The sequence below is a fragment of the Nocardia macrotermitis genome (assembly GCF_009604405.1).
Classification (GTDB): Bacteria; Actinomycetota; Actinomycetes; order Mycobacteriales; family Mycobacteriaceae; genus Nocardia; species Nocardia macrotermitis.
This window is the reverse complement of sequence record NZ_WEGK01000020.1, coordinates 79568-104296: the sequence shown is the minus strand read 5'-3', so window position 1 is coordinate 104296 and position 24729 is coordinate 79568. Positions and strand designations below refer to the sequence as shown.

Genomic DNA, 24729 nt, shown 5'->3' with positions numbered 1-24729 from the left:
CGACCCCTGTTGGCATGACGTCAACCGTTGCTACCCTGTGCGCGTGTTGAATCACCACCGCGTCGGCAGCGGGGAGCCCCTGGTCCTGGTCCACGGCGTCGGCAGCCGCTGGCAGGTGTGGGAGCCGGTGATCGACCGGCTGGCCGAATCGTTCGAGGTCTACGCGGTGGATCTGCCCGGCTTCGGCGAGTCCGAACCGCTCGCGCACACCACCGTCGACCAGCTCACCGACGCACTCGCGGCCTTCCTCGCCGAAAACGGCCTGGACACACCGCATCTGGCGGGCAACTCCATGGGCGGGCTGATCGTGCTGAACCTGGCCGCGCGCGGCCTGGCCCGTTCGGTGACCGCCTTCTCGCCGATCGGCTTCTGGGCCACCGCCGGACGCGCCTGGTGTCAGCAATCCCTCGGCATGTCCGCGAAACTCGGCCGCACTCTGCGTCCCACGCTGCGTTCGATCCTGGACACCCCCGCCGGCCGCACCGCCTTCCTGAGCCTGGTCTTCGGCAAGGCGTGGGCGGTGAGCGGCGACGTCGCCCTCGCGACCGCGCTGGGCGCGATCGATTCCCCCGGATTCGCCCCCGCGCTGGCATCGTTCGACCGTGCGCGCCTTCAGGATTCGGGACGGCTGGCGAATATTCCGGTCACCGTCGCGTGGGGCAGCCGCGATGTGCTGCTCACCTACGCGACGCAGAGCCGCCGGGCCCGCGTGCGGCTGCCCGAGGCGCAACACCTCACGCTGCCCGGCAGCGGGCACACGCCGTTCTACGACGATCCCGAGCGTTGCGCGCAGATCATTCTCGGACAGCAGATCGCGGCGGACCGCTGAGCCCGGCAGGGCACCGACCGCACCTCGCGACCGAGCATTTGTTCGGCCGATCCCACCACGCCGCGCGGTGATACATATTCGGTATCGCACGCGCGACTCAGCCGCCGCAATACTTCGCCGAGCACGTTTTCGCAGGTAATCTGCGTCCGGCTGTATTTTTGCGAATATGCGGTACCCCCGTCACCGGGGTGCTGCACCCGTGCCGAATGTGCGCAGTTTGTATTTCACATTTTGCCAACCAGTCGATGATCGTGTGGCCGCCAGAGTCTCCACCGGTTTCGGCCGCCCGTCTCGACGCGACTCGGGAAGGCCGATCCACGTTGTCCAAAGCAGTATCGATCATGCTGTCCGCGATAGCAGCGAGCGCGGCGGCGATGTTGACCGTCACCGCGCCCGCACAGGCGAATCCCAACGCCATCAACCCGATTCCGGTGTTGAACGGCACCAGCGGCCTGCCGCATCTGGTCGGCCGCAGCCGGGCTGTTTTCCAGGTCACCGGCATGATGAGTCCGAACAGCACCCAGAATTACAACGTACTGGGCACCGATCTGGGCATCATGTGGGACAACGGCCGCGGCCAGATGCTCACCGCGTTCGGCGATTCGGCCGGACTCGGCCTGCCGAACCTGCTGGTCGGCAGCACCTGGGCGTGGCGCAGCAATATCCTGGTGCGCAGTCACACCCACGATCCGGCCAACGGCATCTATTACGACAGCGTCGTGCGCGACGGCCTGGGTCAGGCCCGCGATCTGATTCCCAGCCCGAAGATCCCGTTCCTCGAGATCAGCCGAATCCCGACCGCGGGCATCGAAGTCGGCGGGGTGCAATACATGAGCCTGATGTCGGTGCGCAGCTGGGACGCCGACGGGCAGTGGACGACCAACTATTCCGGATTGGGCGCGTCGGCGGACAATGGTGAGACCTGGGCGGATCTGGGCTTCACCCGGCGGCCCAATTCCGGTGGGAACGCCAAATTCCAAATGAACGCGTTCACCAAATCCGGCGGCTACGTCTACGAGTACGGCACCGCGTCGGGACGCAATCACGCCGCCTATGTGGCCCGGGTGGCCGAGCGCGATATTCAGCATCTCGGCGCGTACGAATACTGGGACGGCGGCGGCTGGCGGCGCAGTGATCCGAATGCCGCGGCGCCCATCGCGGGCGGGGTCGGCGAGTTGTCGGTGATGTGGAATCAGTACCTCGGGCAGTACGTGATGCTGACGACCGATCCGTTCAACTCCGTCGTGATGCGTCGCGCGTCCGCGCCGCAGGGTCCGTGGAGCGCGCCGGAGGTGCTGATCGACGCCCGCGAGCTACCCAGCGCCTACGCCCCGTCGATCTTCCCGTATCAGACCGGCCGCGACCTGTACTTCCTCACCACGATCCACAGCCAGTACAACGTGGTCCTGATGCGCACCCGGCTGTGAACGGTCGCGGCGTCGGCCGTGGCTTCACTTCTACCGAATCGCCCCGGCTCGCGTCTGCCAGCCGACGTGATCGAAGGTCGGCGGGCCCGGACACCCCGGTCGGCGTTGCCGGGGGTGAGCGGCACCCGGGCGGCGTGGGGCGGAAGAATACGCTCATGGACGCGGCCGATTGGGATGCCCGGTACACGCAGGGCGAGTTGGTGTGGGGCGCACCGCCGAACGCCACCGTGGTCGAGCACGTGTACGGCCTCGAGCGGCGGGTGGTGTTGCAGCCGGACGCACCCGGGGAACCGGTGCCGGACCTGCCCCGCGCGCTGGATCTGGCGTGCGGGGAGGGGCGCAACACGCTGTGGCTGGCCACGCACGGGTGGCGGGTCCGGGCGGTGGACTTCTCGCAGGTCGGAATCGATAAGGGCCGGACGGTGGCGGCGCGGCTGTCGCGTTCGGTGCGCGGCCGGATCGACTGGCAGTGCGCCGACGTCACCGATCCGGCCGCCGCCATCCCCGGGCCGTTCGAGCTGGTCCTGAGCGTCTTCCTGCATCTGCCCGCCGACCAGCGCCGCGCGATGCTGATCCGCGCCGCCGAACTGCTCTCCCCCGGCGGCACGCTGCTGGTCCTCGGCCACGACACCACCAACCTCACCGACGGTTTCGGCGGGCCCCAGGACCCGTCGATCCTGTTCACCCCCGACGACGTGGTCACCGACCTGAGCTCCGCGCCCGACATCCGCATCCGGATCACCGACCGCGTCCTGCGCGAAACCGAGGGCCGCGACGCAATCGACGCCCTGGTCGTGGCCACCAAGATCGTTTCCGATCTGGAGGAACAAGCGACGAACGGCTGAGGTGCGGCCCCTATCGGAGCGCGCGCACGTATCGGCCACCTTCTACCCGCCCGCACACATCGACCCGCCCGCACACATCGACCCGCCTGCACACATCGAGCCAACGGTGCTCATCGAGCCACCGGTGCTCATCGAGCCACCGGTGCTCATCGATTCCAGCGAGGCGGACAACGCTACGGGAAATCACCTCAGCGACAATGACTTTCGCGACGCGGCGGAAATGCGAATCCGCAACGGGCACGCTCAGCCGAGTTCGGCCCAGCGGCGCAACCAGGGTTCGACCGCACCGCTTATCACATCGAAACCCTTGGTGAACGAATGTGGTTGTCCCGGAACGACTGTCAGCTCGGCGACGTCGGCCGGATCAGGAATCCCGAACGGATCCCGCGCCCCGTTGACGACCACGACGTCGACCGACCGCGACGCCGCGAGCAACTCCTCCCGTCGCGTCTTCTCCGGCTTCCCGGGCGGATGCAGCGGAAACGACAGCGCCAGCACACCTTTCGCCCCCACCTCCACAGCCGTCCGGCACACCACCCGAGCCCCGTTGCTCCGACCACCCTGGACCAACGGCCCCGACCGCACCTTCTTCCGCAGTGCCGCAACGATTTCCAGCCACGCCGCATCCTGCTTGATCACCGACCCCGGCGCGCGCCGCCCCGCCACCCGATACGGCTGCACCACCCGCGCCACCGCCCCACCCAACCCGACCGCACAGTCCCGCACCGCCAGCAGATCCCTCGCCTCGACCCCGCCCCCGGACCCGTGCGTCAACACCAACAGGAATTTCGGCGACCGCGGCTTGTCCAACTCGACCTCCGCAGCCCCCGCCTCCGTCTCGATCAGCACGATCCGCCGCCTCTCCATCGCCACGCCACACTGCCGCGCCCCGGGCCCCACGCGAGCACCACCCGGTCGCCTCCGAACGACAGTAACGGCCCGCCCGAGCCACCGAATCGCGCGGTATCCGCAGATCACCGACGTCGCACGCCACCCCTCGGCGATATCCCGTCACCACCGGAACCGCTGCGGACCGCATCGCGACCGACCGCAACGTCCCCGTCTGTCACCACCACAACCACGCAGCATCCCGCCTGTCACCGCCACGACGACGAACCCATTCCCCTGGAAATTCGGGCGCAACATCCGGCCCGTCACTCCGGAAACCCAGGCACAGCATCCGGACTGTCACCTCCATGACGCCGAACCCGTCGCCCCTGGGTATCCCGAGCAGCGTAGGGCCCGTCACCGCCACGACAACGAACTCATCGACCTCTGGGAATCCCGAGCAGCATCCGGCCCGTCGCCCCCGAGACGGCGAACCCATCGCCCCTGTGAATCCGGGGCAACGTCCGGCCGGTCACCGCCCCGAAGTGGGCGCACCCGACCTCAGCAGCGATTTGTTCATCGCATCACACTGCCCGGTCATCCCTTTGACGGCGGATTACCCGCGAGTAATATACGCTGTAAGTTACCCGCGAGTAGTGGACGGCGAAGGCGACCGGCTACCCGGCGGAGACCGCGGGCGGGAACGGGCTACGTCCGACCGCACCAAACTCGATGGAGAGTGAGTAGACAGATGGGTCACTACAAGAGCAACGTCCGCGACCTGGAGTTCAACCTCTTCGAGGTGCTCGGCCTCGGTTCGATCCTCGACAGCGGCGCGTACGGCGATCTGGACGCCGACACCGTCAAGGAGATGCTGCGCGAGGTACGCCGGCTGGCCGAGGGCCCGCTGGGTGAATCCTTCGCCGACGCCGACCGCAACCCGCCGGTCTTCGACCCCGAGACCCACACCGTGGCGATCCCCGAATCCTTCAAGAAGTCCTTCCGCGCGATGCAGGAGGGCGGCTGGGAGAAGCTCGGCCTGCCCGAGGAGCTGGGCGGCCTGGGCGTACCGCGCTCGATCCACTGGGCGATCTCCGAACTGATCCTCGGCGCGCAGCCCGCCGCGTACATGTACGCCGCCGGTCCCGGCTTCAACGCCATCTTCCACGCCAACGGCACCGAAGAGCAGAAGAAGTGGGCCAAGATCGCGGTCGACCGCGACTGGGGCGCCACCATGGTGCTGACCGAGCCCGACGCCGGCTCCGACGTCGGCGCGGGCCGCACCAAGGCGATCCAGCAGGAGGACGGCACCTGGCACATCGAGGGTGTCAAGCGCTTCATCACCTCGGGCGATGCCGACGACCTGTTCGAGAACACCGTGCACCTGGTGCTGGCGCGTCCCGAGGGCGCCGGCCCGGGCACCAAGGGTCTGTCGCTGTTCTTCGTACCCAAGTTCCACTTCGACCACGAGACCGGCGAGCTCGGCGAGCGCAACGGCGTCTTCGTCACCGGCGTCGAGCACAAGATGGGCCTGAAGGTCTCGGCCACCTGTGAGGTCACCTTCGGCGGCCACGGCGTCCCGGCCAAGGGCTGGCTCGTCGGCGAGGTGCACAACGGCATCGCACAGATGTTCGACGTCATCGAGAACGCGCGAATGATGGTGGGCACCAAGGCGATTGCCACGTTGTCGACCGGCTACCTGAACGCGCTGGAGTACGCCAAGACCCGCGTGCAGGGCGCGGATCTGACCCAGATGACCGACAAGGCCGCCCCGCGCGTCACCATCACCCACCACCCCGACGTGCGTCGCGCGCTGATGATGCAGAAGGCGTACGCCGAGGGCCTGCGCGCGGTCTACCTCTACACCGCCGCGCACCAGAACGCCGACATCGCCGAACTGGTCTCCGGTGCGGACGCCGATCTGGCCGCCCGCGTCAACGACCTGCTGCTGCCGATCGTCAAGGGCGTCGGCTCCGAGCGGGCCTACCAGTACCTGACCGATTCGTTGCAGACCTTCGGTGGTTCGGGCTTCCTGCAGGACTACCCGATCGAGCAGTACATCCGCGACGCGAAAATCGACTCGCTGTACGAGGGCACCACCGCGATCCAGGCGCAGGACTTCTTCTTCCGCAAGATCGCCCGCGACCGCGGTGTGGCGCTGGCGCACGTGGCCGGCCAGATCAGCAAGTTCCTGGAGCGTGAGGGCGGCAACGGCCGGCTCAAGGCCGAGCGCAAACTGCTCGCCACCGCCCTCGAGGACGTGCAGGGCATGGCCGCGACGCTGACCGGGCACCTGATGGGCGCGCAGGAGGACACCAAGGAGCTGTACAAGGTGGGCCTGGGTTCGGTGCGGTTCCTGATGGCCGTCGGCGACCTGCTGGTCGGCTGGCAGCTGCTGTCGCAGGCCGAGATCGCCATCAAGGCGCTGGACAACGGCTCGACCGAGGCGTTCTACCAGGGCAAGATCGCGACCGCCCAGTTCTTCGCCCGCAATGTGCTGCCCGAACTGACCGCCACCCGCAACGTCTTGGCCAATCTGGACAACGACATCATGGAGCTGGCCGAAGCAGCCTTCTGACCTGCTGCGTCGAATAGCTCGAACGCCCCGCGATCGGATTCACCTCCGGTCGCGGGGCGTTTGCTATATTGCGGAACGATTGCGTTCCGCAGCATGGTCGCGCGTTCGCGAGCGACGGTCGAAACCCAGAGTTCGCGGCCCGGCTCGCCGATGAGACGCGTGGCGGGTGCGAGGAACGACTGCCCGACACGGGGCTCAGCGGTGAGCCTCAGGGGGCCGCGAACCGCCGGAGCGAAGCGGAGGCCAATGACACAGCATCACGATCGAGTAACAGGCAGGCCCGGCAAAGCCGATGTGATCGATGTTGCGTGACGCAACTCCCACATCCGTGTCACAAACCCGGCACAATACCCTCGGCGTCACTCATGGAAGGGAACAGACTATGAAACGACTGTCCGCATTGGCCGGAGCGTGTGCGGCGGTCGCGGTACTCGCGGTCGGGGCTTCCCCGGCCGGAGCTGACCCCAACAACATCAATCCCTTCCCCGGCCTGAACGGCACCAACGGGCTGCCCAATCTGCCCGGGCCGACCAAGGCGATCTACCAGCTGACGGGTATGGCCAGCCCGAACCACACCGACCAGCAGAACGTGCTCGGCACCGATCTGGGCATCATGTGGGACGACGGGCGCGGGCACATGATCAGTGCCTACGGCGACACCGCCGGACTGGGCGTGCCGAACCTGCTGGCGGGCAGCGTCTGGGCCTGGCGCTCGAATGTGCTGTACCGCAGCCCCGCCGGAGCGGACCCGTCGCACGGCATCCATTACACGAGCTTCGTCGACAATCCGCTGCCCAGCCCGAAGATCCCGGGCATCGAGATCAGCTTCATCCCCACCGCGGGCATCTCGGTCGGCGGCGTGCAGTACATGCGGATGATGTCGGTGCACAACTGGGGGTTGGACGGGAAGTGGAACACCAACTTCTCCACGCTGGCGGTCTCCGGTGACGACGGCCAGAGCTGGGCGCAGCTGCCCACGACCCGGCGCGCGTCGGACGGCCCGTGGAACAAGTTCCAGCAGAACGCCTTCCTGAAGTCGGGCGGCTACGTCTACGAGTACGGCACCCCGTCCGGCCGCAACAATCCCGGATTCGTCTCGCGGGTCAAGGAAGGCGCCATCGCCGACAACGACGCCTACGAATTCTGGGACGGCAAGTCCTGGAAGCCGAAGGATCCGAACGCGGCGGCCCCGATCGTCGGCGGCGTCGGCGAACTGTCGGTGATGTGGAACGAGTATCTGCACCAGTACGTCATGGTGACCACCGACCCGTTCAACTCGGTCGTCATGCGCACCGCCCCCGCTCCGCAGGGTCCCTGGGGCCCGCCCCGGGTGCTGGTCGACACCCGCACGCTCCCCTCGGCCTACGCCCCGATGCTCTTCCCCTACCAGACCGGCGACGCCCTGTACTTCGCCCTCGGCGTCCACAACCAGTACAACGTCATCCTGATGCGCGCGCCCCTGTGACATGAAGAGACTCCGTGCGGTTGCCGGGTCGGGGGTCTGGCAACTGCACGGAGCCGATCTGTTTATCGGGGTTCGTCCGGGAGTGTTACACCTTCCGTACGCCGATACCTGAAGAATTTTCCGGACCTGACAGAGTGGACAATCGAGAAGGCTGCGGCGCGGACGTGACGGGCGCGCCGCCACCGAGCTCGGACCCGCCCGGGCTCGCCGGACGACTCGAGGAGAAGGTATGCAGCTGGGAATGATCGGCCTCGGCCGGATGGGCGCGAACATCGTGCGCCGGATCGTCAAGGACGGGCACACCGCGGTCGGTTACGCCCGCCGCGAGAGTCAGCTCGCGGAGTTCACCGAGGAGCTGGGTGACAAGTTCACCGGCGCGACCGATTACAAGTCCTTCGTCGAGCAGCTCGAGGCCCCGCGCATCGTGTGGGTGATGATCCCGGCGGGCGCGACCGGCGCGGTGATCGACGAGGTCGCCGAGCTGCTGGATCCGGGCGACATCATCATCGACGGCGGCAACAGCCGGTACCACGAGGACATCAAGCGTTCGAAGGCGTTGGCCCCCAAGGGAATCCATTACATGGACATCGGCACCTCCGGTGGCGTGTGGGGTCTCGAGCGTGGCTACTGCCTGATGATCGGCGGCGAGGTCGAGCAGGTCGCGCACATCGAGCCGCTGCTCCGCTCCATCGCCCCCGGCGTGGAGGCCGCCCCGCGCACCCCGGGTCGCACCGGTGAGCCCTCGCGCGCCGAGCAGGGGTACCTGCACTGTGGTCCCGCCGGTGCGGGCCACTTCGTGAAGATGGTGCACAACGGCATCGAATACGGTGCGATGGCCGCGTACGCCGAGGGGATGAACATCCTGCACAAGGCGAACATCGGCGCGCAGGCCGGGGATGCGCACTCCGCGGAGGAGACCCCGCTGGACAACCCCGAGTACTACCAGTACGACATCGACGTTCCCGAGGTCACCGAGCTGTGGCGGCGCGGTTCGGTCGTCGCGTCCTGGCTGCTGGACCTGACCGCGCAGCAGCTGCTGCTGGATCCCGAACTGTCCTCCTTCGGCGGCCGGGTGTCCGACTCCGGCGAGGGCCGCTGGACCATCTCCGCGGCCATCGACGAGGGCGTGCCCGCGCCGGTGCTGTCCGCGGCGCTGTTCGCCCGCTTCTCCTCGCGCGGCGAGTCGCTGTACGCGGACAAGGTGCTCTCGGCGATGCGTAAGGGCTTCGGCGGGCACAACGAGCTTCCGGCCAAGTAGACACGCCGAACCTGCTGCCCTGTACCGACATTCGGTGCAGGGCAGCATTGTGTTCGGCGCGGCCGGCGCGGGCTCGCCAGCGGCCCGGTCCGCCGGACGCATCGTCGGGTCCGCAGGCACGTGTCTGCTCGATTTCACCTGGACAACAACGCATTCGGGACATTCGACGCGGCCCCTGTTTTGCACAACGACCGGACCGGCTACCGTCGAATTCCATGCGCAACGTTCGCGGGACCATGCTTGCCGTGCTTGCTGTCGGTTTGACCGCGTGTTCGAGCGGTTCCACCACCTCGGCGCCGTCGAGTTCCACGACCGCCGCTCCGGGGTCCACGCCCGCGTCCACGACGAAGTCCCAATCCGATTGTGACGCAAGTTATCTCGCGAAGTTGACCACTCGTCAGAAGCTCGCGCAACTGCTGACCGTCGGGGTGACCGGGACCGCGGACGCGACGAACATCGTGCGCACCGAGCAGGTCGGCGGAATCTTCATCGGCAGCTGGACCGATCAGGCGATGCTCACGAATCATCAGGTCGCCCAGGTCGAGGCCGTGTCGAAGGCGCCGCTGATGGTGACCATCGACGAGGAGGGCGGCCGGGTCTCGCGGCTGAAGAACCTGATCGGCGCGGTTCCCCCGGCCCGCAGCATCCCGCAGACCATGACCGCGGACGAGTACTACACCAAGAGCCTGGCGCGCGGTAAGGCGATGAAGGCCCTGGGTATCACGGCCGATCTCGCGCCGGACGCCGACGTCAGCGACGAGGACGCCGATTCGGTCATCGGGGATCGCTCGTTCTCGAACGATCCGGCCGTGGTGATCTCCTACGCGGGCGCGTTCATCCGGGCCATGCACGATGCGGGGCTCGGCGCGGTGATGAAGCATTTCCCGGGGCACGGGCACGGTTCGGGCGATTCGCACACCGGGGCGGTACACACGCCGCCGCTGGCGCAGTTGCAGAACAACGATCTGGTGCCGTTCCGCAAGCTGATAGGTTCGGGCGCGGCGGTGATGGTCGGGCACCTGGACGTGCCCGGACTGACCACCCCGAACGTCCCGGCCAGTATCAGCCCGCAGGCAATGGCCTTGTTGCGCAAGGGAACCGGCTACAACGCGCAACCGTTCGACGGTCCGATCATGACCGACGACCTGGGTGGTATGGCCGCGATCAGCAAGCGGATGGATATCGAGGACGCGGTCGCCGCGGCGCTCGAGGCCGGTGCGGACAACGCGCTGTGGACGACCAGCACGGCGGTCCCGCAGGTGCTCGACAAGCTCGAGCAGGAGGTGCGCTCGGGGCGGCTGCCGATGGATCGGGTGAACGCCTCGGTGTTGCGGATGGTGAAGTTCAAGGGCGTCACGCCGCACTGCTGAGCTCATTGATTCCGCTGGTCCGCACTGCTCGATCCGGCTGGTCCGCACTGCTCGATCCGGCTGGCTCGCACTGCTCGATCCGGCTGGCTCGCACTGCTCGATCCGGCTGGCTCGCACTGCTTGATCCAGCTGGCTCGCACTGCTCGATTCGGCTGGCCCGAATGCGTCAGCGCGCGGGCCCGTGGGCCGCTGAACTGCGCACTCCGTCCCGCTCACCGGCGACTTTCCGGCAATGGACGAAGCACACAACTTACCTTGGAGTAAGATAATGGTTTCTCATGGCCTAGGAGTGTGCATGGCAGGCGGTACGAAGCGGCTCCCCCGGGCGGTTCGTGAACAGCAGATGCTGGACGCCGCCGTCGAGGTGTTCTCCCGCAAGGGATATCACGACACTTCGATGGATGCCATTGCCGCCGAGGCCGAGATCTCCAAGCCGATGCTCTATTTGTACTACGGCTCCAAGGACGAGTTGTTCCGGGCCTGCATCGCCCGCGAGAGCATGCGTTTCATCGAGGCCGTCGCCGTCGCGGGCAATCCGCAGCTGACGCCGCACGAACAACTCCGCGCGGGCCTCGAGGCGTTCCTGTCGTATGTCGACAACAATCGGCTGTCCTGGCAGGTCCTCTATCGTCAGGCCCTGGGCCAGCAGCCCTTCGCCTCGGAGATCGCCAACAGCCGCGAGCGCGTCATCGAACTGACCGCCAAACTGCTGGCCTCGAGCGCCAAATATGCCGAGCCCGGAACGAATTTCGACATCGTCTCGGTCGCCGTGATCGGCGCGGGCGAGGCCATCGCCGACCGAATCGCCAGTGGCGAAGTGGAAGTCGCCGAAGCGGTCAATCTCCTGGACGATCTCGCCTGGCGCGGCCTGGCGGGTAAGAAGAAGGCCGAATAGCCTGCGGCACAGGCGTTTACGATCCGATGATCACTATCGGCGCGCGGTCCTGCCGAACATCTCGTCGACGAGATCGGGCACCGTCGTCCCGAGTACCTCACTGAGCGCGATCAACGTCGACAACCGCGGATTCGCGGGCGCCTTCGTCTTGCGCACACCCCACCCGTTCTCGAGCAACTGATAATGGTTGCGGCTGATGCCCGCGGCATGCGCAACCTCTTCCTGAGTGAGCCCCCTGGCTTCGCGCAAAGTGACCAGCCGCTGACCCAAGAGCACCGCAAGGTGCCTCTCGACGGCTGATTCCGACACCTCAACGAGGTTTCCGAGACCGTGCACTCGCGTCGACCATCTATAGATGGCATGATGCGTCGAATCTCTATTCTGCCATTTATAGATGGCTCCCCGTGGGGTGGTGGCCCGGTATGGCCGAGTCGGTCGCGGGTTGCGGTGACGGGCCCGGGCTGACAGAGTTGCTGCGGATTGTTGCAGGGCGGTGGTCGGCCGGGGTCGGCTGCCGGATCGAGGGGGTGGATGTGTTCGGGCTCTTGCGGCCTTGTGCGCACAGTGCGGCGAAGTACGGGATCGGGGAGGGGGAATTCTTCGCGCAGATGTGCGGGTTGTGCCTCGGGTTGCGGGATGGGCACAGTCAGGTGGCTCGGGCCGCTACGAATACCGATGCGATCGTGTTGACCGTGCTGACCGAGGCGCAGCGGCCCGAGGCGGCCGTGCGGGAGGCGGCGGGGGCGTGTCCGTTGCGGGGGATGCGGCGGGCGAGTGTCGCCGGTGCTTCGACGCCCGGGGTGCGGTTGGCCGCTACGGCCTCATTGTTGTTGGCGGCGGCCAAGATTCGTGATCATGTGGACGACGGTGAGGCCGGGGTGTTGCGGGCTCGGCCGATGGCACGGGTGGCGGCGGGGTGGTTCGCGCGGGCCCGGGAGGGGGCGCGCGATATCGGGCTGGATATCGAACCGCTGATCGCCGCGATCGATGCGCAGCCGGGGATCGAGCGGGCAGTCGCTGCGGCACAGGTGGATTCGGATGCCGGTAGGTCGGGTGGTCGCGGGCGTATCGGTCGCGGTACGAGGATCGGCGGGGCGGGTGAGCCCGCCGCGACGACGCGGGGTCTGGACACGCTCGCCGAACTCACCTACGCGACACAGCTGTGCACAGCCGAATTGTTCGCGCACACCGCGATACTCGCCGGATGTCCGGAGAACGCCGATGCCCTGCGTGACGCCGGATGGTATTTCGGCCGGATCGCCCATCTCGCCGACGCGATCGAGGATCTCGAACAGGATCGTCGCAACGGCAAATTCAATCCCCTCGCCGCCACCGGTACGACTCGCAAACGGGCTTACGCTCTACTGCGCGAATCGAATTCACATATCGAGGCGGCTGTCTGGCGGGCCGGACTGTCGGCCACTCCGACCGTCCGCTGGGCGCTGCTCGACCCTGTCACCGGGGTGGTGCGTCGTATGCGCCGAAGCACCCATACCTGCACCTCCGCAACACACACCTGCTCACACAGTCGTTGCGGAAATGCCCACGCGCACAGCAGTATCCCCACCTCGGCCGACCCCGCGCACACGGTGCAGTTGCTCGGCTTCCCTGCCGCGCCCGGCCTGATCGACCTCACGGCGGCGTCGGGCGAACGCACCACCACGGGTCCTATTGCCACCCAGGGTCTTTCGGGACAGTCTGTGACGGAGCAACCGCTCCGCGCGGTCATTCCGGACTCCGGGGACGAGCCGACCGATCCACCGGATTCACTCGGACCGACCACGATCCCACGGCGAACCAGGCCGAAATCCGATTCGCCCACACGAACCGTCTCGCCTACCCACGCTTCGCCGACTGCGAAACCGCAGCTCGTATCCGTGGCCGGGACACCACGCCTGATCGAATCGGCCACGGAACCAGCGTTGTTCGAACTCGTGGCGGCACCGAGCCTGGTCAGGCTGGCCACGACACTGAGCCCGATCGAAGCGCGCTCGAACCCTCCCGGGCCGCAAGGTGGCGGGCCGAACGAGCCCTATCAACCGAATCCGTATCAGCCGTCCCCTTACACACCAGGCCCGGGCGGTTCGAATCCCTATGAGGCTCAACCGGGTCCGAACACATACTCCGCGGGACCCCGTCCCGGCCCCTACGGCCCCGGCACACCGAATCAGCCGGGCCCCTACGGCACGAACCCCGGCGGACCTCGGCCGGGACCGAACCCATACGGCCCGGGTAACCCGAACAACCCTGGCCCCCAACCTGGTTCGAACCAGTTCGGCCCCGGTCCCACCCCGCAATACCCTTACAACCAACAGCAGGGCACACCCCAGAACCCGAACAACCCTGTGCCCTACGACATCCCGGCACCGTTCAGCGATCGCCCGAACAACGCCCCACGCTACGACCCCGCCACACCCCTACCCGCGCCCCCGAAACGCCCCGGCCTCGGCACGGGCCTGGCCATCATTTGCGGCGCGTACTGCACCGGCTACGCCTGCTGCGCCACCCACCGCCGCCCTTGCAGCGGTGTGGAACAGGGCCCCTGGATCCGACGCAGCGACTGCTGGTGCGACTGCTGCGACGGCTGCTGCGAAGGCTGTTCCTGCTGCTCCGACTGCGACAGCTGCGGCTGCTGCGACGGGTGCTGCTGCGACTGCTGATCACCCCGCCCGAGTCGACTACACACACCAATTCCATTGCGCACGTGTACAACTGTCCGGCTCCCGGCTCCCAGCTACGTCGCGCACACCGCGAATCTGTTCAGCATCTCGAACACAACGTCCTCGAAAAACCCTGTGCAACTGCGAATCCAGCCTTCCCGGCGACGATTCACGCCTGGGCGAGCAACAGCGGGGTCGACACATCCGGTCAGCGAGTCGCAGCGGACATCCCCGATTCAGTGGTTGCGCGCTTCCTGCGGCGTCAATCCGAACTGCGCTTTGAAAGCCGCGCCGAACGCGCTGAGCGAACGAAAACCGCTGGCGTAGGCGATCTCCGCGACGGTGCGGTCCGGCGAACTCTCGCGCAGCAGGCGACGCGCGTGGGTCAACCGCTCGGCGCGGATCAATCGGCTCGGTGTGGTGCCGGTGTGCTGTAGCGCCAACTGCACCTGTCGCGTGGACCAACCGAGGTGATGCGCGATCGCCGACGGTGTGAGCTCGGGATCGGTGGCATGCCGCCGGACGTGGTCCCGGACCGCGACGTCGACCGCCCCCAGCGTGGTCGGCACCTCCCGGCCGGAGCGCAGACACAGTTTGAGCAGTTCGATCGCCATGTCGTAGGTCGTGGCGAAGCTGAGTCCGTCGACCACTCGACGCTGTCGGCCGAGCTCGCCGATCATGCCGGACGCGACCGATCCCAGGCCCTGCCGCAGATCGATCACCGCGGGTCCAGCACCGATTTCGAGCGGAAGTGAACCGGCGGGGATGTTCATCACCCAGCCCTGTGCGTGGTGGTTCTGCGCGAAATCGAACGGGCGTGCCTTGGTGACCACCGCGGCCTGTCCGGGCAGCACCCGGACGCTGCTGTCGTCCTGCCGGAACGTCATCTCGCCACCGGTCGGCACGACCACCCGCAGACTCTCGTCGTCGTCCCGGCGCACGTCCGCACGCGTGCGCGCGTAGGTGATGCCGTCGGACCGGAAGCCGATCAGTTGATAACCGGCGTAGTGCTGGGCCGCGGTCACGCCGTGGAAGGTCGCGGCGTCGGCGAAACGGAATTGCAGCGTGCCCTGATTCCGGCAGATGTGCTCGGCCCAGAAATCCGCGGACTCGCGGACCGAAACCGCGGCGGTGTCGACCTCCTGCACGAGATACGGCTCGGAATCTCTCATCGGGCAACTCCAGCGGCTTGCGCGTTCGCGTGCATTCCCTGCGCGCACACGGTCGAACGGGCACAGACGCACTCATAACCTGAAGTCGAATTATGGCACCGATCCCCGAGGAGGACAGCGTGTCCTACCGCAACCCCGACCTTCCGGCCGACGAGCGGCCGACCTGCGCGACCTGCGACGCACAGGGGTGTGCGCTGTGCGACGGCGCGCGATCGGGCCGGCATCGCACCGGTCCGGCGGTCCTGCTGTACTGCGCGTCGCGGCGCGGCCATATCCCGAAGTTCTTGTGGTAGACCAGCTTTCGCATTTCCAGGAGATGAACACGATGACCGATGTCCAGACCGTCCGTGGTCCGGTACCGGCCGAGCGGCTCGGCAACACGCTCATGCACGAACACGTATTCGTACTGGGTGCGGAGATGCGGCAGAACTACCCGGATTTCCCCGACCCCTGGGACGACGACGTGCGGATCGCCGACGCGGTGGACAAATTGCGGCAGTGCGCGTCGCGGGACATCACCACCATCGTCGATCCGACCGTGATCGGGCTGGGCCGCTACCTGCCGCGCATTCAGCGGATCAACGAGCGGGTCGACATCAATATCATCGTCGCGACCGGCATATACACCTACAACGAGGTGCCGCTCCAGTTCCACCACACCGGTCCGGGACTGCTGTTCGACACCCCGGAGCCGATGGTCGAACTGTTCGTCCGGGACATTCGCAAGGGCATCGCCGACACCGGAGTGCGGGCGGCGTTCCTCAAGTGCGCGATCGAGGAGCCGGGCCTGACTCCCGGAGTGGAGCGGGTGCTGCGTGCGGTCGGGCAGGCGCACGTCGAGACCGGTGCGCCGATCACCGTGCACACCAATCCGCACACCCGGTCCGGACTCGTCGCGCAGCGGGTGCTCGCCGAGGAGGGCGCGGACCTGACCAAGGTCGTCATCGGGCATTCCGGGGACAGCACCGATCTGGACTATCTGCGCGAAATCACCGATGCCGGTTCATATCTCGGCATGGATCGGTTCGGCCTCGACGTGCTGCTGCCCTTCGAACAGCGGGTCGGCACGGTGGCCGAACTCGCCCGCCGCGGCTACGTGGATCGAATGGTCCTGTCCCACGACGCATCCTGCTTCATCGACTGGCTGCCCGCGGCGGGAAAGGCTGCGGCACTGCCGAATTGGATCTACACGCACATCAGCGACGACGTGCTGCCCGCCCTGCGCGAACGCGGTGTCACCGATGCGCAGATCACCACGATGCTGACGGACAATCCGCGCCGCTACTTCTCGATGTGATGCATTGTGCCGGACCGCATGATCCATCCGCTCACATACGCCGGTAGCGATCGAATTGCCCTGTACAGCAACGAATTCGCCGCCAGGCCACACGAATGCTACCGAGAGATGCGGCAGCGTTACGGGTCGCTGGTGCCGGTCGAACTGTCACCGGGAGTCCCCGCGACCCTGGTGATCGGCTATCGCACGGCCGTGCGGGTGCTGCACGATCCCGCGCATTTCCCGGTCGATCCGCGGTCGTGGGAAAAAGGTATTCCGGACGAATGCCCGGTCAAGCCGATGCTGGCCTGGCGGCCGAACGCGATACGCAGTGCCGGAGAGGAACATCGGCGTTATCGGGAGGCCAATGTCGCGGCGCTCTCGGCGGTCGATCTGCACGGTCTGCACGCGGTGGTGGAACGGATCGCGGTGCCCCTGATCGCGCGGTTCTGCGGGGTGGGCGCGGCGGATCTGATCGCGGATTACGCACGGCCGCTTGCCTTTCAGGTCGTCAACGCGATGCTGGGTTGTTCACCCGAGATCGGACAGCGGGTCGCGACCGGCGTCGTCACGCTCTTCGAGGGTTCCGATGCCGCGGCCGGAAACGCGATGCTCGTCGCGGCGCTGCACGAACTCGTCACCGGTAAACGCACCGACCCCGGCGACGACGTCACCACCCGACTGGTCCGGCACCCGGCCGGATTCGACGATCAGGAGGTCATCGAACAACTCGTCACCCTCTACGCCGCGGGCGTCGAACCGGTGCACAATCTCATCGCCAACACCCTGCTGCTGATCCTGACCAACGAACGTTTCGCGGGAAACCTGCTCGGCGGCAGCCTCTCCACCCGCGACGCCCTGGACGAGGTCCTGTTCCTGGACCCCCCGATCGCCAACTTCTGCATGACCTACCCCCGCCAGCCGGTCCTGCTCGACGACATCTGGCTCCCCGCCCACCAACCCGTCATCATCAGCATCGCAGCCTGCAACACCGACCCCACCATCAGCGGCGGCGACCACACCGGCAACCGCTCCCACCTGGCCTGGGGCGCCGGCCCCCACGCCTGCCCCGCCCGCCAGCCCGCCTACCTGATCGCCCAGGACGGCGTCGACCAACTCCTCGACGCCCTCCCCGAGATCGAACTGTCGGTCAGCCCCGACGAATTGCCCTGGCGCCCAGGCCCTTTCCACCGAGCCCTGGGCACACTCCCGGTCGTCTTCGACCCGGCCCGACCGTTCGCCGACTGGCACCCCGTCTGACGGGTGTTGCACGACGTCGAGAAACGATCGTGCCATGACACAGCGCGTGGTCACCGACGGCGGTGATATCGGTGATCATTCCGTAGCGCGGCACAGGCACCGAATCTGCCCCGGCCACACCAGCCGACAACAAACATCCAGCGACGACGGCTGCGACAGTTCCGGCAATCTCGAGCGTGCGACGAAACAAGGAACCCCCTCCGATGCATGAAAGCCTTTGCGGCAGCAGATCAATCAGCTCACGACTCGGCATACCGGAGACCGCGGCCGCAGCCGATGCAGGATTGAACGGTGCGCGGGCTGCGTCGCGGTTCGACGACGACTGATCACAGGTACATCTCGAGGCCGTGCGGGAATGGCCGGAAACCGTGGATCGACGGCTCTCGGCTTGTGCGGAAGGTTCGGCTGAGTTAGCGTGCGGTGGAACGCATTTCATCTACGGGGGAGAGTGCGCTGTGCGTAAGCCCGAAATTGTCAAGTATGCGCTGGCTGTTGCGGCGGCGACGGCCGGGTTGTTGGGGATCGCGCCTGTTGCGGGTAATGCGCCTGCGGCACAGGCATTTCCGATAGTAGAGGGAGTTCAGCACTTCGGGCCGGTCAACAGTTATGCGATGAGTGACAGCGCGAACTGCTATATCGACTATACGATGTGGATCGCTCGCGATCCCGCGAAACCGTCTCGCGTAGTCGGTCATCTGAAGCCCCTGGGTATCCGGGCGACGATTCCAGGACTGCCTGTACCTCCGACCTGCACAGCAACATTGATCGTGAGTACGTGTACCGACCGTGATGTCGCAGGGCACCCGGTGGCTCCGGGCCGTCCGAGCGATACTCTCGGGGGCCTGTTCGGTCATACAGTGCACCTGAATGCCGACAGGACCGGTGGCAGGACTACGCAGGTAGACCTGCCCTACCAGCGTGATGCGAAAGCGATCCTGTTCAATGTGATTCCGCAGTCGTACATGTATCCCGTTGTCTCGTACGGGGCGATGCCGATTGTTCCGCCCACACCGGCGACGGCATTCAACCTTCGGTAATCCGGTCACGCTACCGAAAGATAAGAGCCGCACGCCTTTCCACGGGTATCGAATCCCGGTGCGATTCGACGGTCAAGTGGTGGAAAGAGCATGCGGCTCTTGCGCTGTTCCCAGGCCTTCGGCGGTGTGCTCACCGTAGACATTGACCGTGGACGGCAGCAGGATCGACTTGCCGAAGCGAAACGCTCACGTGAGCGGTTGTCCCGGATCGGGCGACCAGAATGACCGAACGATGTTGCGGTGCAACCAGTCTCAGTCGACATGCCCCCAGCCTGACGGAGCAACGTAGTGATGCCAGCTGTCGGTGTCCAGGTACTCCGCGCGCGACAGCCCCGCCCGTTCTGCGACGCGGTGGGAGGCGTCGTTCTCGGGCTGGATGCGGGCGATCACCGGCAATTTCGGCAGGTGGGTGCGGGCGTGGGCGACGACCGCGCTGGCTGCCTCGGCGGCGAAACCCTGGCCGCGGGTGGCAGGGGCGAGCCGATAGAACAGGTTGAGGGCCGGGCCTGCGGGCATATTCATCGAGCGGATTCCGCAGAAGCCCACGACGGTGTCGTCGGTGCGAGTGCGCACCGTCCAATAGCCGTAGCCGTGCCGACGCCAGTGCTCATCCCATTCCAGGTAGAGCCTTTGTGCCGCAACGAGGTTCGGCACCACGGTCACCCATGGCTCGGCGACGCCGCAGATCCGGAGGATGGCCTCGGCATCGGCCGGGACCGGACGGAGCAGGGCCAACCGATCGGTCGGCACCTGCTCCGCGGTCGAGATATCACTCACGAACGCGAGTGTATCGATCCGGTTCAGCGCTCCAGGATCGCGACCACGCCCTGCCCGCCGGCAGCGCAGATGGAGATCAGGGTGCGCCCGGATCCCTTCTCCGCCAACTGTTTCGCGGCCTGGGCGATGATGCGGCCGCCGGTCGCGGCGAACGGGTGGCCCGCGGCGAGGGAGGAGCCGTTGACGTTCAGTTTGGCCCGATCGATCGACCCCAGCGCGCCGTCCAGGCCCAGCCGCTCCTTGCAGTACTGGTCGGATTCCCAGCCCTGCAACGTCGCCAGCACCACCGACGCGAACGCCTCGTGGATCTCGTAGAAGTCGAAGTCCTGCAACGTGAGTCCGTTGCGGGCCAGCAATCGCGGCACCGCATAGGTGGGGGCCATCAGCAGGCCGTCGGGGCCGTGGATGTAGTCGACCGCGGCGACCTCGCTGTCGACCAGGTAGGCCAGCGGCTCGAGGTTGCGCGAGGCGGCCCACTCGTCACTGGCCAGCAGCACCGCGGACGCGCCGTCGGTGAGCGGGGTGGAGTTGCCCGCGGTCATCGTCGCGTCGCCCAGCTTGACGCCGAAAACCGGCTTCAGCGTGGACAACTTCTCGATGGTCGAGCCCGGACGCAGGTTGTCGTCGCGGGTCAGCCCGAGGAACGGGGTGACCAGATCGTCGAAGAAACCGCGGTCGTAGGCGGCGGCCATATTGCGGTGCGAGAGGTAGGCCAGCTCGTCCTGCGCCTCGCGGGAGACGCCGAATTCCTTCGCGGTGATCGCGGCGTGCTCGCCCATCGACAGCCCGGTGCGCGGTTCGGCGTTGCGCGGGATCTCGATGCCGACCATGCTCGGGCGCAACCGGCCGACCAGCTTGACGTAGTCGGAGTTCTTCCTGGCGCGGTTGGCGTCGAGCATCCACTCGCGCATCGATTCGCTCACGCCGATCGGCGCATCGGAGGTGGTGTCGGTACCGCCGCCGACGCCGACGTCGATGCGCCCCAACGCGATTCCGTCGCCGACGGTGACGATCGACTGCAACCCGGTGCCGCAGGCCAGCTGGAGATCGTGCGCGGGGGTGTACGGCGAGAGCTCGCTGCCCAGCACGCTCTCGCGGACCATGCCGTGCTCGCCGACGCGCTTGAGCACCGCGCCGCCGACGACCATGCCCAGCCGCTCCCCCTGCAATCCGAACCGGCTGACCAGCCCGTTCAGCGCGGCGGTGAACATGTCCTGATTCGAGGCGTGCGCGTACTTGCCGTCGGAGCGGGCGAAAGGGATCCGATTGCCGCCGAGGACGGCGACGGGCCGGGCCTGCTTGGCCGAACGGGCTGTGGTTGTCACTCGAGTCTCCTGGGGGACGGTGCGCCGGCGGAGCTTGCGGAGCCGGCGGGGTGGGTGGGCACTGCGTTTGTCGGGATGTCGGGTCGTCGGGGATTCCGGTGCGGCCGGGCTGCCGAGGTCGAGGCGCAGTCCGGTGCCCCTTCGCTATCGGTTTACATTAAACTTACTCTGGAGTAAGTTCATTGTCGATACGTACCCCCTGACGGGTGCGACACGTCCGGACATCCGGGCCGGTACGCCGATGACTCACCTCCGACACAAGGAAAAGGTAGGAACCGTGGCAGCCAGCAAAAGCAAGGGCGCTCCCAACCTCTACGGATCGTTCGTCAACTCGGCCCCCGGCTCGTTCCTGGCGAGCAAGCTGGGTCTGCCCAAGCCGGAACAGCTGCGGCGTTACCAGCAGGGTGAGCCCGCGCTGCCCGGCCCGGTCCTGCTCGGCGGTAAGGGGCGGGTGGCCGATGCGGTCCGGAACCTGTTGTCGGACTACACCTTTGCCGACGAGCCCGCCCAGGGCGTGAAGTACGGCGCGCTGGTGTTCGATGCCACCGGACTCGGTTCGATCGAGGATCTCGCCCAGCTGTACGCGTTCTACCAGCCCGCGATGCGTTCGATCGCGCCCAGCGGCCGCATCCTGGTCGTCGGCACCACCCCGGAATTGACCTCGGGTGTCGAGGAGCAGATCGCGCAGCGCGCCCTCGAGGGTTTCACCCGCAGCGTCGGCAAGGAGCTGCTGCGCGGCGCCACCGCGAACCTGGTCTACCTGCACCCCGAGGCTGCCTCTGCCGCAACGGGTTTGGAGTCCACGCTGCGTTTCATCCTGTCCGGTAAGTCGGCGTTCGTCGACGGCCAGGTGTTCCGGGTCGGCAAGGGGGATTCGACCGCGCCCGCCGATTGGGACAAGCCGCTGGCAGGCAAGGTGGCCGTGGTCACCGGCGCCGCGCGCGGTATCGGCGCGACCATCGCCGAGGTGTTCGCCCGCGACGGCGCGACCGTGATCGCCGCCGACATTCCCGCCGCCGGAGACGCGTTGTCGCAGACCGCGAACAAGGTCGGCGGCACCGCGCTGGCGGTGGACGTCACCGCCGCCGACGCCGCGGACAAGATCGCCGAATTCGCCACCCAGCGTTTCGGCGGCGTCGACATCATCGTGCACAACGCCGGTATCACCCGCGACAAGCTGCTCGCGAACATGGACGACGCCCGCTGGAACTCCGTGCTGAACGTGAATCTCGCTGCGCCGCACCGCATCACCGAGGCATTGGTCGCCAAGGGTGCGCTGCAGGACGGCGGCCGCGTGATCGACGTCTCCTCCATCGCCGGTATCGCGGGCAACCGCGGCCAGACCAACTACGGCGCGTCCAAGGCCGGTGTGATCGGCATGGTGAACGCCGAGGCCCCGAAGCTGGCCGAGAAGGGCGTCACGATCAACGCCGTCGCGCCCGGTTTCATCGAGACCGCGATGACCGCGGCGATCCCGCTCGGCACTCGCGAAGCCGGTCGGTTGATGGCCTCGCTGTCCCAGGGCGGGCAGACCATCGACGTCGCCGAGACCATCGCCTACTTCGCCAGCCCGGCGTCGAACGCGGTGAGCGGCAACGTCGTTCGCGTCTGTGGCCAGAGCCTCATCGGTGCCTGAGCGGAGCGCGTGATGACCCGGACCATCAAATTGAACGAGCCGCCCAAGACCGGCAGCCTGTATCTCAAGGCCGCGCTGGGAGCCGTTCCGCTGCCGCTGATTTCGGCGCGCAAGTCGCAGATCCCGGACCGTGCGGTGGAATTGAACGGCGTGCGCGTCGACGTCGACAACCTGGCCGCGTACTGCCACGCGACCGGGCTGCGTTTCGGCGACTCGCTCCCGGTGACCTACCCGTTCGTGCTGGCCTTCCCGACCGTCATGCAGCTGCTGACCGCGCGGGACTTCCCGTTCACCGCGGTCGGCTCGGTGCACATGGAGAACGTGATCGAGCGGCATCGCCAGATCTCGGCCAGTGAACCGCTGGACATCCACACGCACGTGGAGAACCTGCGCGAGCATCCCAAAGGTCTTGTGGTGGACGCGATCACGGAGATCAACGTCGGCCGGGAGCTGGTCTGGCGGCAGACCTCCTCCTTCCTGCACCAGCAGAAGACCTCGCTGTCCGGTGGTCCGCGTTCCGAACCCAAGCCCGAAGAGGTACCCCCGCCGCCGCTGCGCACGCTGAAGGTCGACCAGTCGATCATCCACCGCTACGCCGCGGCCTCGGGCGACCGCAACCCGATCCACATGTCCTCCCTGAGTGCCAAGGCATTCGGCTTCCCCCGCTCCATCGCGCACGGAATGTGGTCCGCCGCAGCCATTCTCGGTACCATCGAGGGTCGAATCCCCGCTGCGACAACCTATTCCGTCCGTTTCGGCAAGCCGATCCTGCTGCCGTCCACTATCTACGCCTACGCGGACCACACCGCAGAAGGCTGGGACCTGTCCCTGAAACACCCGAAAAAGGGATACCCCTACCTCACGGGGACCCTGCGCTGATCCGGCACCGCCGGACTACGCGAGAGCCGCACGCCGTGCACTCGACCATCGGATCGCATGGGGGATTCGACGGTCGCGGAAAGGCGTGCGGCTCTTGTTGTTTCGGGCGTGCTCAGCCGGTGAACGCGGGCTCGGCCAGGGCCGCGCCGAGGTATTTCCGCGCCGATCGTTTGCGCATGACCTCGCGGCCCGCGATGATTCGGTCCGCTCGCGCGCGGTGGTCGGCGAGGTAGCGGATGCAGGTTTCGACGATGCGGTCGTATTCGACGAACACCACGCCGTCGGCGAATTCCTCCTCCTCGTCCGGATAATGACACTTCTCGGAGATCACGAATATTCCATTGGCCAGGAGATACGTCACCCGAACGGCCTCGAAGATGGTGGGGCCGTGCAGGTTCAGAACTATTTTCGCCCGCGCGTACAACTCGTCGCGCCGCTCGCCCCAGACGCCCGCGTGGAGTTGCGCGTTGTAGCCGGCCTGCCGTAGTCGCTCGATCGGCGCGGCGCGTTTGGCGCTGTGCGTGCCGACGAAGAGCACATCGATATCCTGTGTCGCGACCGGCCGGATCCGATCCAGTTCCGGCACACCGCCGATCGGCACATGCTGGATACGCGGCACCCCGGCGGCCTCGAGCGCCGCGACATTGTGCCGACTGTAATCCCAGACATGATGACGACGGAACAATTCCAGCAATTCCTCGGACCGCCAATCCGATTCCGGCGTAACGGCTTCCAGATTGTAGAGAATCGCATCGTCCGGAATCTCGATTCCCCACCACGACAACGTATTACTGCCGAACAGGATATATCTGCGCCCCGGCAGATCCAACGCATCGGTCAGCACACTACTGTGCCCCAGCCGCTGCAACGCGATGTTCACCGTCTCGGCCACTTCACGAAACGCCTCCCGCCAGACATACGATTTCGGCGGCGCGATCGCGACCGCGAACCTCGTCCTGTCGGTGTTGTCGAGCTGTTCGGGCAATGCACACACCTCATGACGGAACGAGCGCGGACCGAACGCAGCGTACCGCGACCTGATCGCTTGTCGCCGTGCGTGGTCCGTGAGCGGATGCTCGGAGCGTTGGTCGGAGTGTCGGCCAGCAGAAGGTCCGTGGTCCCCGACCCGCGGCATCGGCGCCTCGCGATGAGAACGTAGCAGCCGCACACTCTTCTCGGCACTCGACCGTCGAATCGCATGGCATTCGACAT

The 24729-nt window shown here is 66.8% G+C and carries 21 protein-coding genes; 15 read left to right on the top strand and 6 right to left on the bottom strand.

Translation table 11 applies throughout. From position 1 onward, the window contains the following. Window positions 1-43: 43 nt before the first annotated feature. The 3 genes from NRB20_RS32915 (at window position 44) to NRB20_RS32905 (ending at window position 3101) form a co-directional block, all read left to right on the top strand. Window positions 44-829, top strand: coding sequence for an alpha/beta fold hydrolase (locus NRB20_RS32915; RefSeq protein WP_319945701.1), 786 nt, complete (start codon window positions 44-46; stop codon window positions 827-829). Between the two features lie 341 nt (window positions 830-1170). Beyond that, window positions 1171-2256: a DUF4185 domain-containing protein gene (locus NRB20_RS32910; RefSeq protein ID WP_194290095.1), complete on the top strand. Its 1086-nt coding sequence runs from the start codon at window positions 1171-1173 to the stop codon at window positions 2254-2256. 155 nt (window positions 2257-2411) lie between these two features. Further along, a complete protein-coding gene (locus tag NRB20_RS32905) occupies window positions 2412-3101 on the top strand; it encodes a class I SAM-dependent methyltransferase (RefSeq protein ID WP_153415305.1) in 690 nt (229 codons plus the stop codon). A 243-nt stretch (window positions 3102-3344) separates the two neighbouring features. Here the strand turns inward: NRB20_RS32905 and NRB20_RS32900 are convergent, their stop codons facing one another. Continuing rightward, window positions 3345-3950 (bottom strand): alpha/beta hydrolase family protein, encoded by a 606-nt coding sequence (locus tag NRB20_RS32900; protein ID WP_319945700.1) that lies wholly within the window; start codon window positions 3948-3950, stop codon window positions 3345-3347. 730 nt (window positions 3951-4680) lie between these two features. Between NRB20_RS32900 and NRB20_RS32895 the strand changes: the two genes are divergently transcribed. The 5 genes from NRB20_RS32895 to NRB20_RS32875 all read left to right on the top strand — a co-directional run bounded on the left by NRB20_RS32895 (window position 4681) and on the right by NRB20_RS32875 (window position 11495). Further along, window positions 4681-6507 carry an acyl-CoA dehydrogenase gene (locus NRB20_RS32895; protein ID WP_153415303.1) on the top strand — a complete coding sequence of 609 codons (1827 nt, stop codon included), beginning with the start codon at window positions 4681-4683 and terminating at the stop codon, window positions 6505-6507. A gap of 382 nt (window positions 6508-6889) precedes the next feature. Further along, window positions 6890-7972 carry a DUF4185 domain-containing protein gene (locus tag NRB20_RS32890; RefSeq protein ID WP_153415302.1) on the top strand — a complete coding sequence of 361 codons (1083 nt, stop codon included), beginning with the start codon at window positions 6890-6892 and terminating at the stop codon, window positions 7970-7972. Window positions 7973-8201: 229 nt separating this feature from the next. Further along, window positions 8202-9230, top strand: coding sequence for a phosphogluconate dehydrogenase (NAD(+)-dependent, decarboxylating) (gene gnd, locus NRB20_RS32885; RefSeq protein ID WP_153415301.1), 1029 nt, complete (start codon window positions 8202-8204; stop codon window positions 9228-9230). Between the two features lie 215 nt (window positions 9231-9445). Beyond that, complete coding sequence (locus tag NRB20_RS32880; protein ID WP_153415300.1) at window positions 9446-10600, top strand: glycoside hydrolase family 3 N-terminal domain-containing protein; 1155 nt, start codon at window positions 9446-9448, stop codon at window positions 10598-10600. A gap of 295 nt (window positions 10601-10895) precedes the next feature. Further along, window positions 10896-11495 carry a TetR/AcrR family transcriptional regulator gene (locus NRB20_RS32875; protein WP_153415299.1) on the top strand — a complete coding sequence of 200 codons (600 nt, stop codon included), beginning with the start codon at window positions 10896-10898 and terminating at the stop codon, window positions 11493-11495. A 33-nt stretch (window positions 11496-11528) separates the two neighbouring features. On the opposite strand, the gene NRB20_RS32870 is transcribed toward NRB20_RS32875, so the two are convergent. Continuing rightward, complete coding sequence (locus tag NRB20_RS32870) at window positions 11529-11804, bottom strand: helix-turn-helix domain-containing protein (RefSeq protein ID WP_319945699.1); 276 nt, start codon at window positions 11802-11804, stop codon at window positions 11529-11531. A gap of 113 nt (window positions 11805-11917) precedes the next feature. Here NRB20_RS32870 and NRB20_RS32865 point away from each other — a divergent pair, with 113 nt between their 5' ends. Next, a complete protein-coding gene (locus NRB20_RS32865) occupies window positions 11918-14155 on the top strand; it encodes a DUF5685 family protein (RefSeq protein WP_153415298.1) in 2238 nt (745 codons plus the stop codon). Window positions 14156-14391: 236 nt separating this feature from the next. On the opposite strand, the gene NRB20_RS32860 is transcribed toward NRB20_RS32865, so the two are convergent. Continuing rightward, the gene (locus NRB20_RS32860; protein ID WP_153415297.1) at window positions 14392-15327 is read right to left on the bottom strand and encodes an AraC family transcriptional regulator; all 936 of its coding nucleotides are present in this window, start codon (window positions 15325-15327) and stop codon (window positions 14392-14394) included. 92 nt (window positions 15328-15419) lie between these two features. Between NRB20_RS32860 and NRB20_RS32855 the strand changes: the two genes are divergently transcribed. The 4 genes from NRB20_RS32855 to NRB20_RS32840 all read left to right on the top strand — a co-directional run bounded on the left by NRB20_RS32855 (window position 15420) and on the right by NRB20_RS32840 (window position 18900). Beyond that, window positions 15420-15620, top strand: coding sequence for a hypothetical protein (locus tag NRB20_RS32855; protein ID WP_153415296.1), 201 nt, complete (start codon window positions 15420-15422; stop codon window positions 15618-15620). 32 nt (window positions 15621-15652) lie between these two features. Continuing rightward, on the top strand, window positions 15653-16624 hold the full coding sequence (locus NRB20_RS32850; RefSeq protein WP_153415295.1) for a phosphotriesterase family protein: 972 nt from the start codon (window positions 15653-15655) through the stop codon (window positions 16622-16624). A 108-nt stretch (window positions 16625-16732) separates the two neighbouring features. After that, window positions 16733-17863, top strand: coding sequence for a cytochrome P450 (locus tag NRB20_RS32845; protein WP_153415294.1), 1131 nt, complete (start codon window positions 16733-16735; stop codon window positions 17861-17863). Between the two features lie 455 nt (window positions 17864-18318). Continuing rightward, the gene (locus tag NRB20_RS32840) at window positions 18319-18900 is read left to right on the top strand and encodes a hypothetical protein (RefSeq protein ID WP_153415293.1); all 582 of its coding nucleotides are present in this window, start codon (window positions 18319-18321) and stop codon (window positions 18898-18900) included. Between the two features lie 252 nt (window positions 18901-19152). Here the strand turns inward: NRB20_RS32840 and NRB20_RS32835 are convergent, their stop codons facing one another. Together NRB20_RS32835 and NRB20_RS32830 are read right to left on the bottom strand one after the other, a co-directional pair. Continuing rightward, window positions 19153-19677, bottom strand: a complete 525-nt coding sequence (locus NRB20_RS32835) for a GNAT family N-acetyltransferase (RefSeq protein ID WP_194290091.1) — start codon at window positions 19675-19677, stop codon at window positions 19153-19155. 23 nt (window positions 19678-19700) lie between these two features. Beyond that, window positions 19701-21002, bottom strand: coding sequence for an acetyl-CoA C-acetyltransferase (locus NRB20_RS32830; RefSeq protein ID WP_319945698.1), 1302 nt, complete (start codon window positions 21000-21002; stop codon window positions 19701-19703). 241 nt (window positions 21003-21243) lie between these two features. Here NRB20_RS32830 and NRB20_RS32825 point away from each other — a divergent pair, with 241 nt between their 5' ends. Together NRB20_RS32825 and NRB20_RS32820 are read left to right on the top strand one after the other, a co-directional pair. Then, on the top strand, window positions 21244-22638 hold the full coding sequence (locus NRB20_RS32825; protein ID WP_153415292.1) for a 3-oxoacyl-ACP reductase: 1395 nt from the start codon (window positions 21244-21246) through the stop codon (window positions 22636-22638). A 12-nt stretch (window positions 22639-22650) separates the two neighbouring features. Then, the gene (locus NRB20_RS32820; protein WP_153415291.1) at window positions 22651-23517 is read left to right on the top strand and encodes a MaoC family dehydratase; all 867 of its coding nucleotides are present in this window, start codon (window positions 22651-22653) and stop codon (window positions 23515-23517) included. Window positions 23518-23629: 112 nt separating this feature from the next. On the opposite strand, the gene NRB20_RS32815 is transcribed toward NRB20_RS32820, so the two are convergent. Further along, window positions 23630-24502: a glycosyltransferase family protein gene (locus NRB20_RS32815; protein WP_153415290.1), complete on the bottom strand. Its 873-nt coding sequence runs from the start codon at window positions 24500-24502 to the stop codon at window positions 23630-23632. Window positions 24503-24729 lie beyond the last annotated feature (227 nt).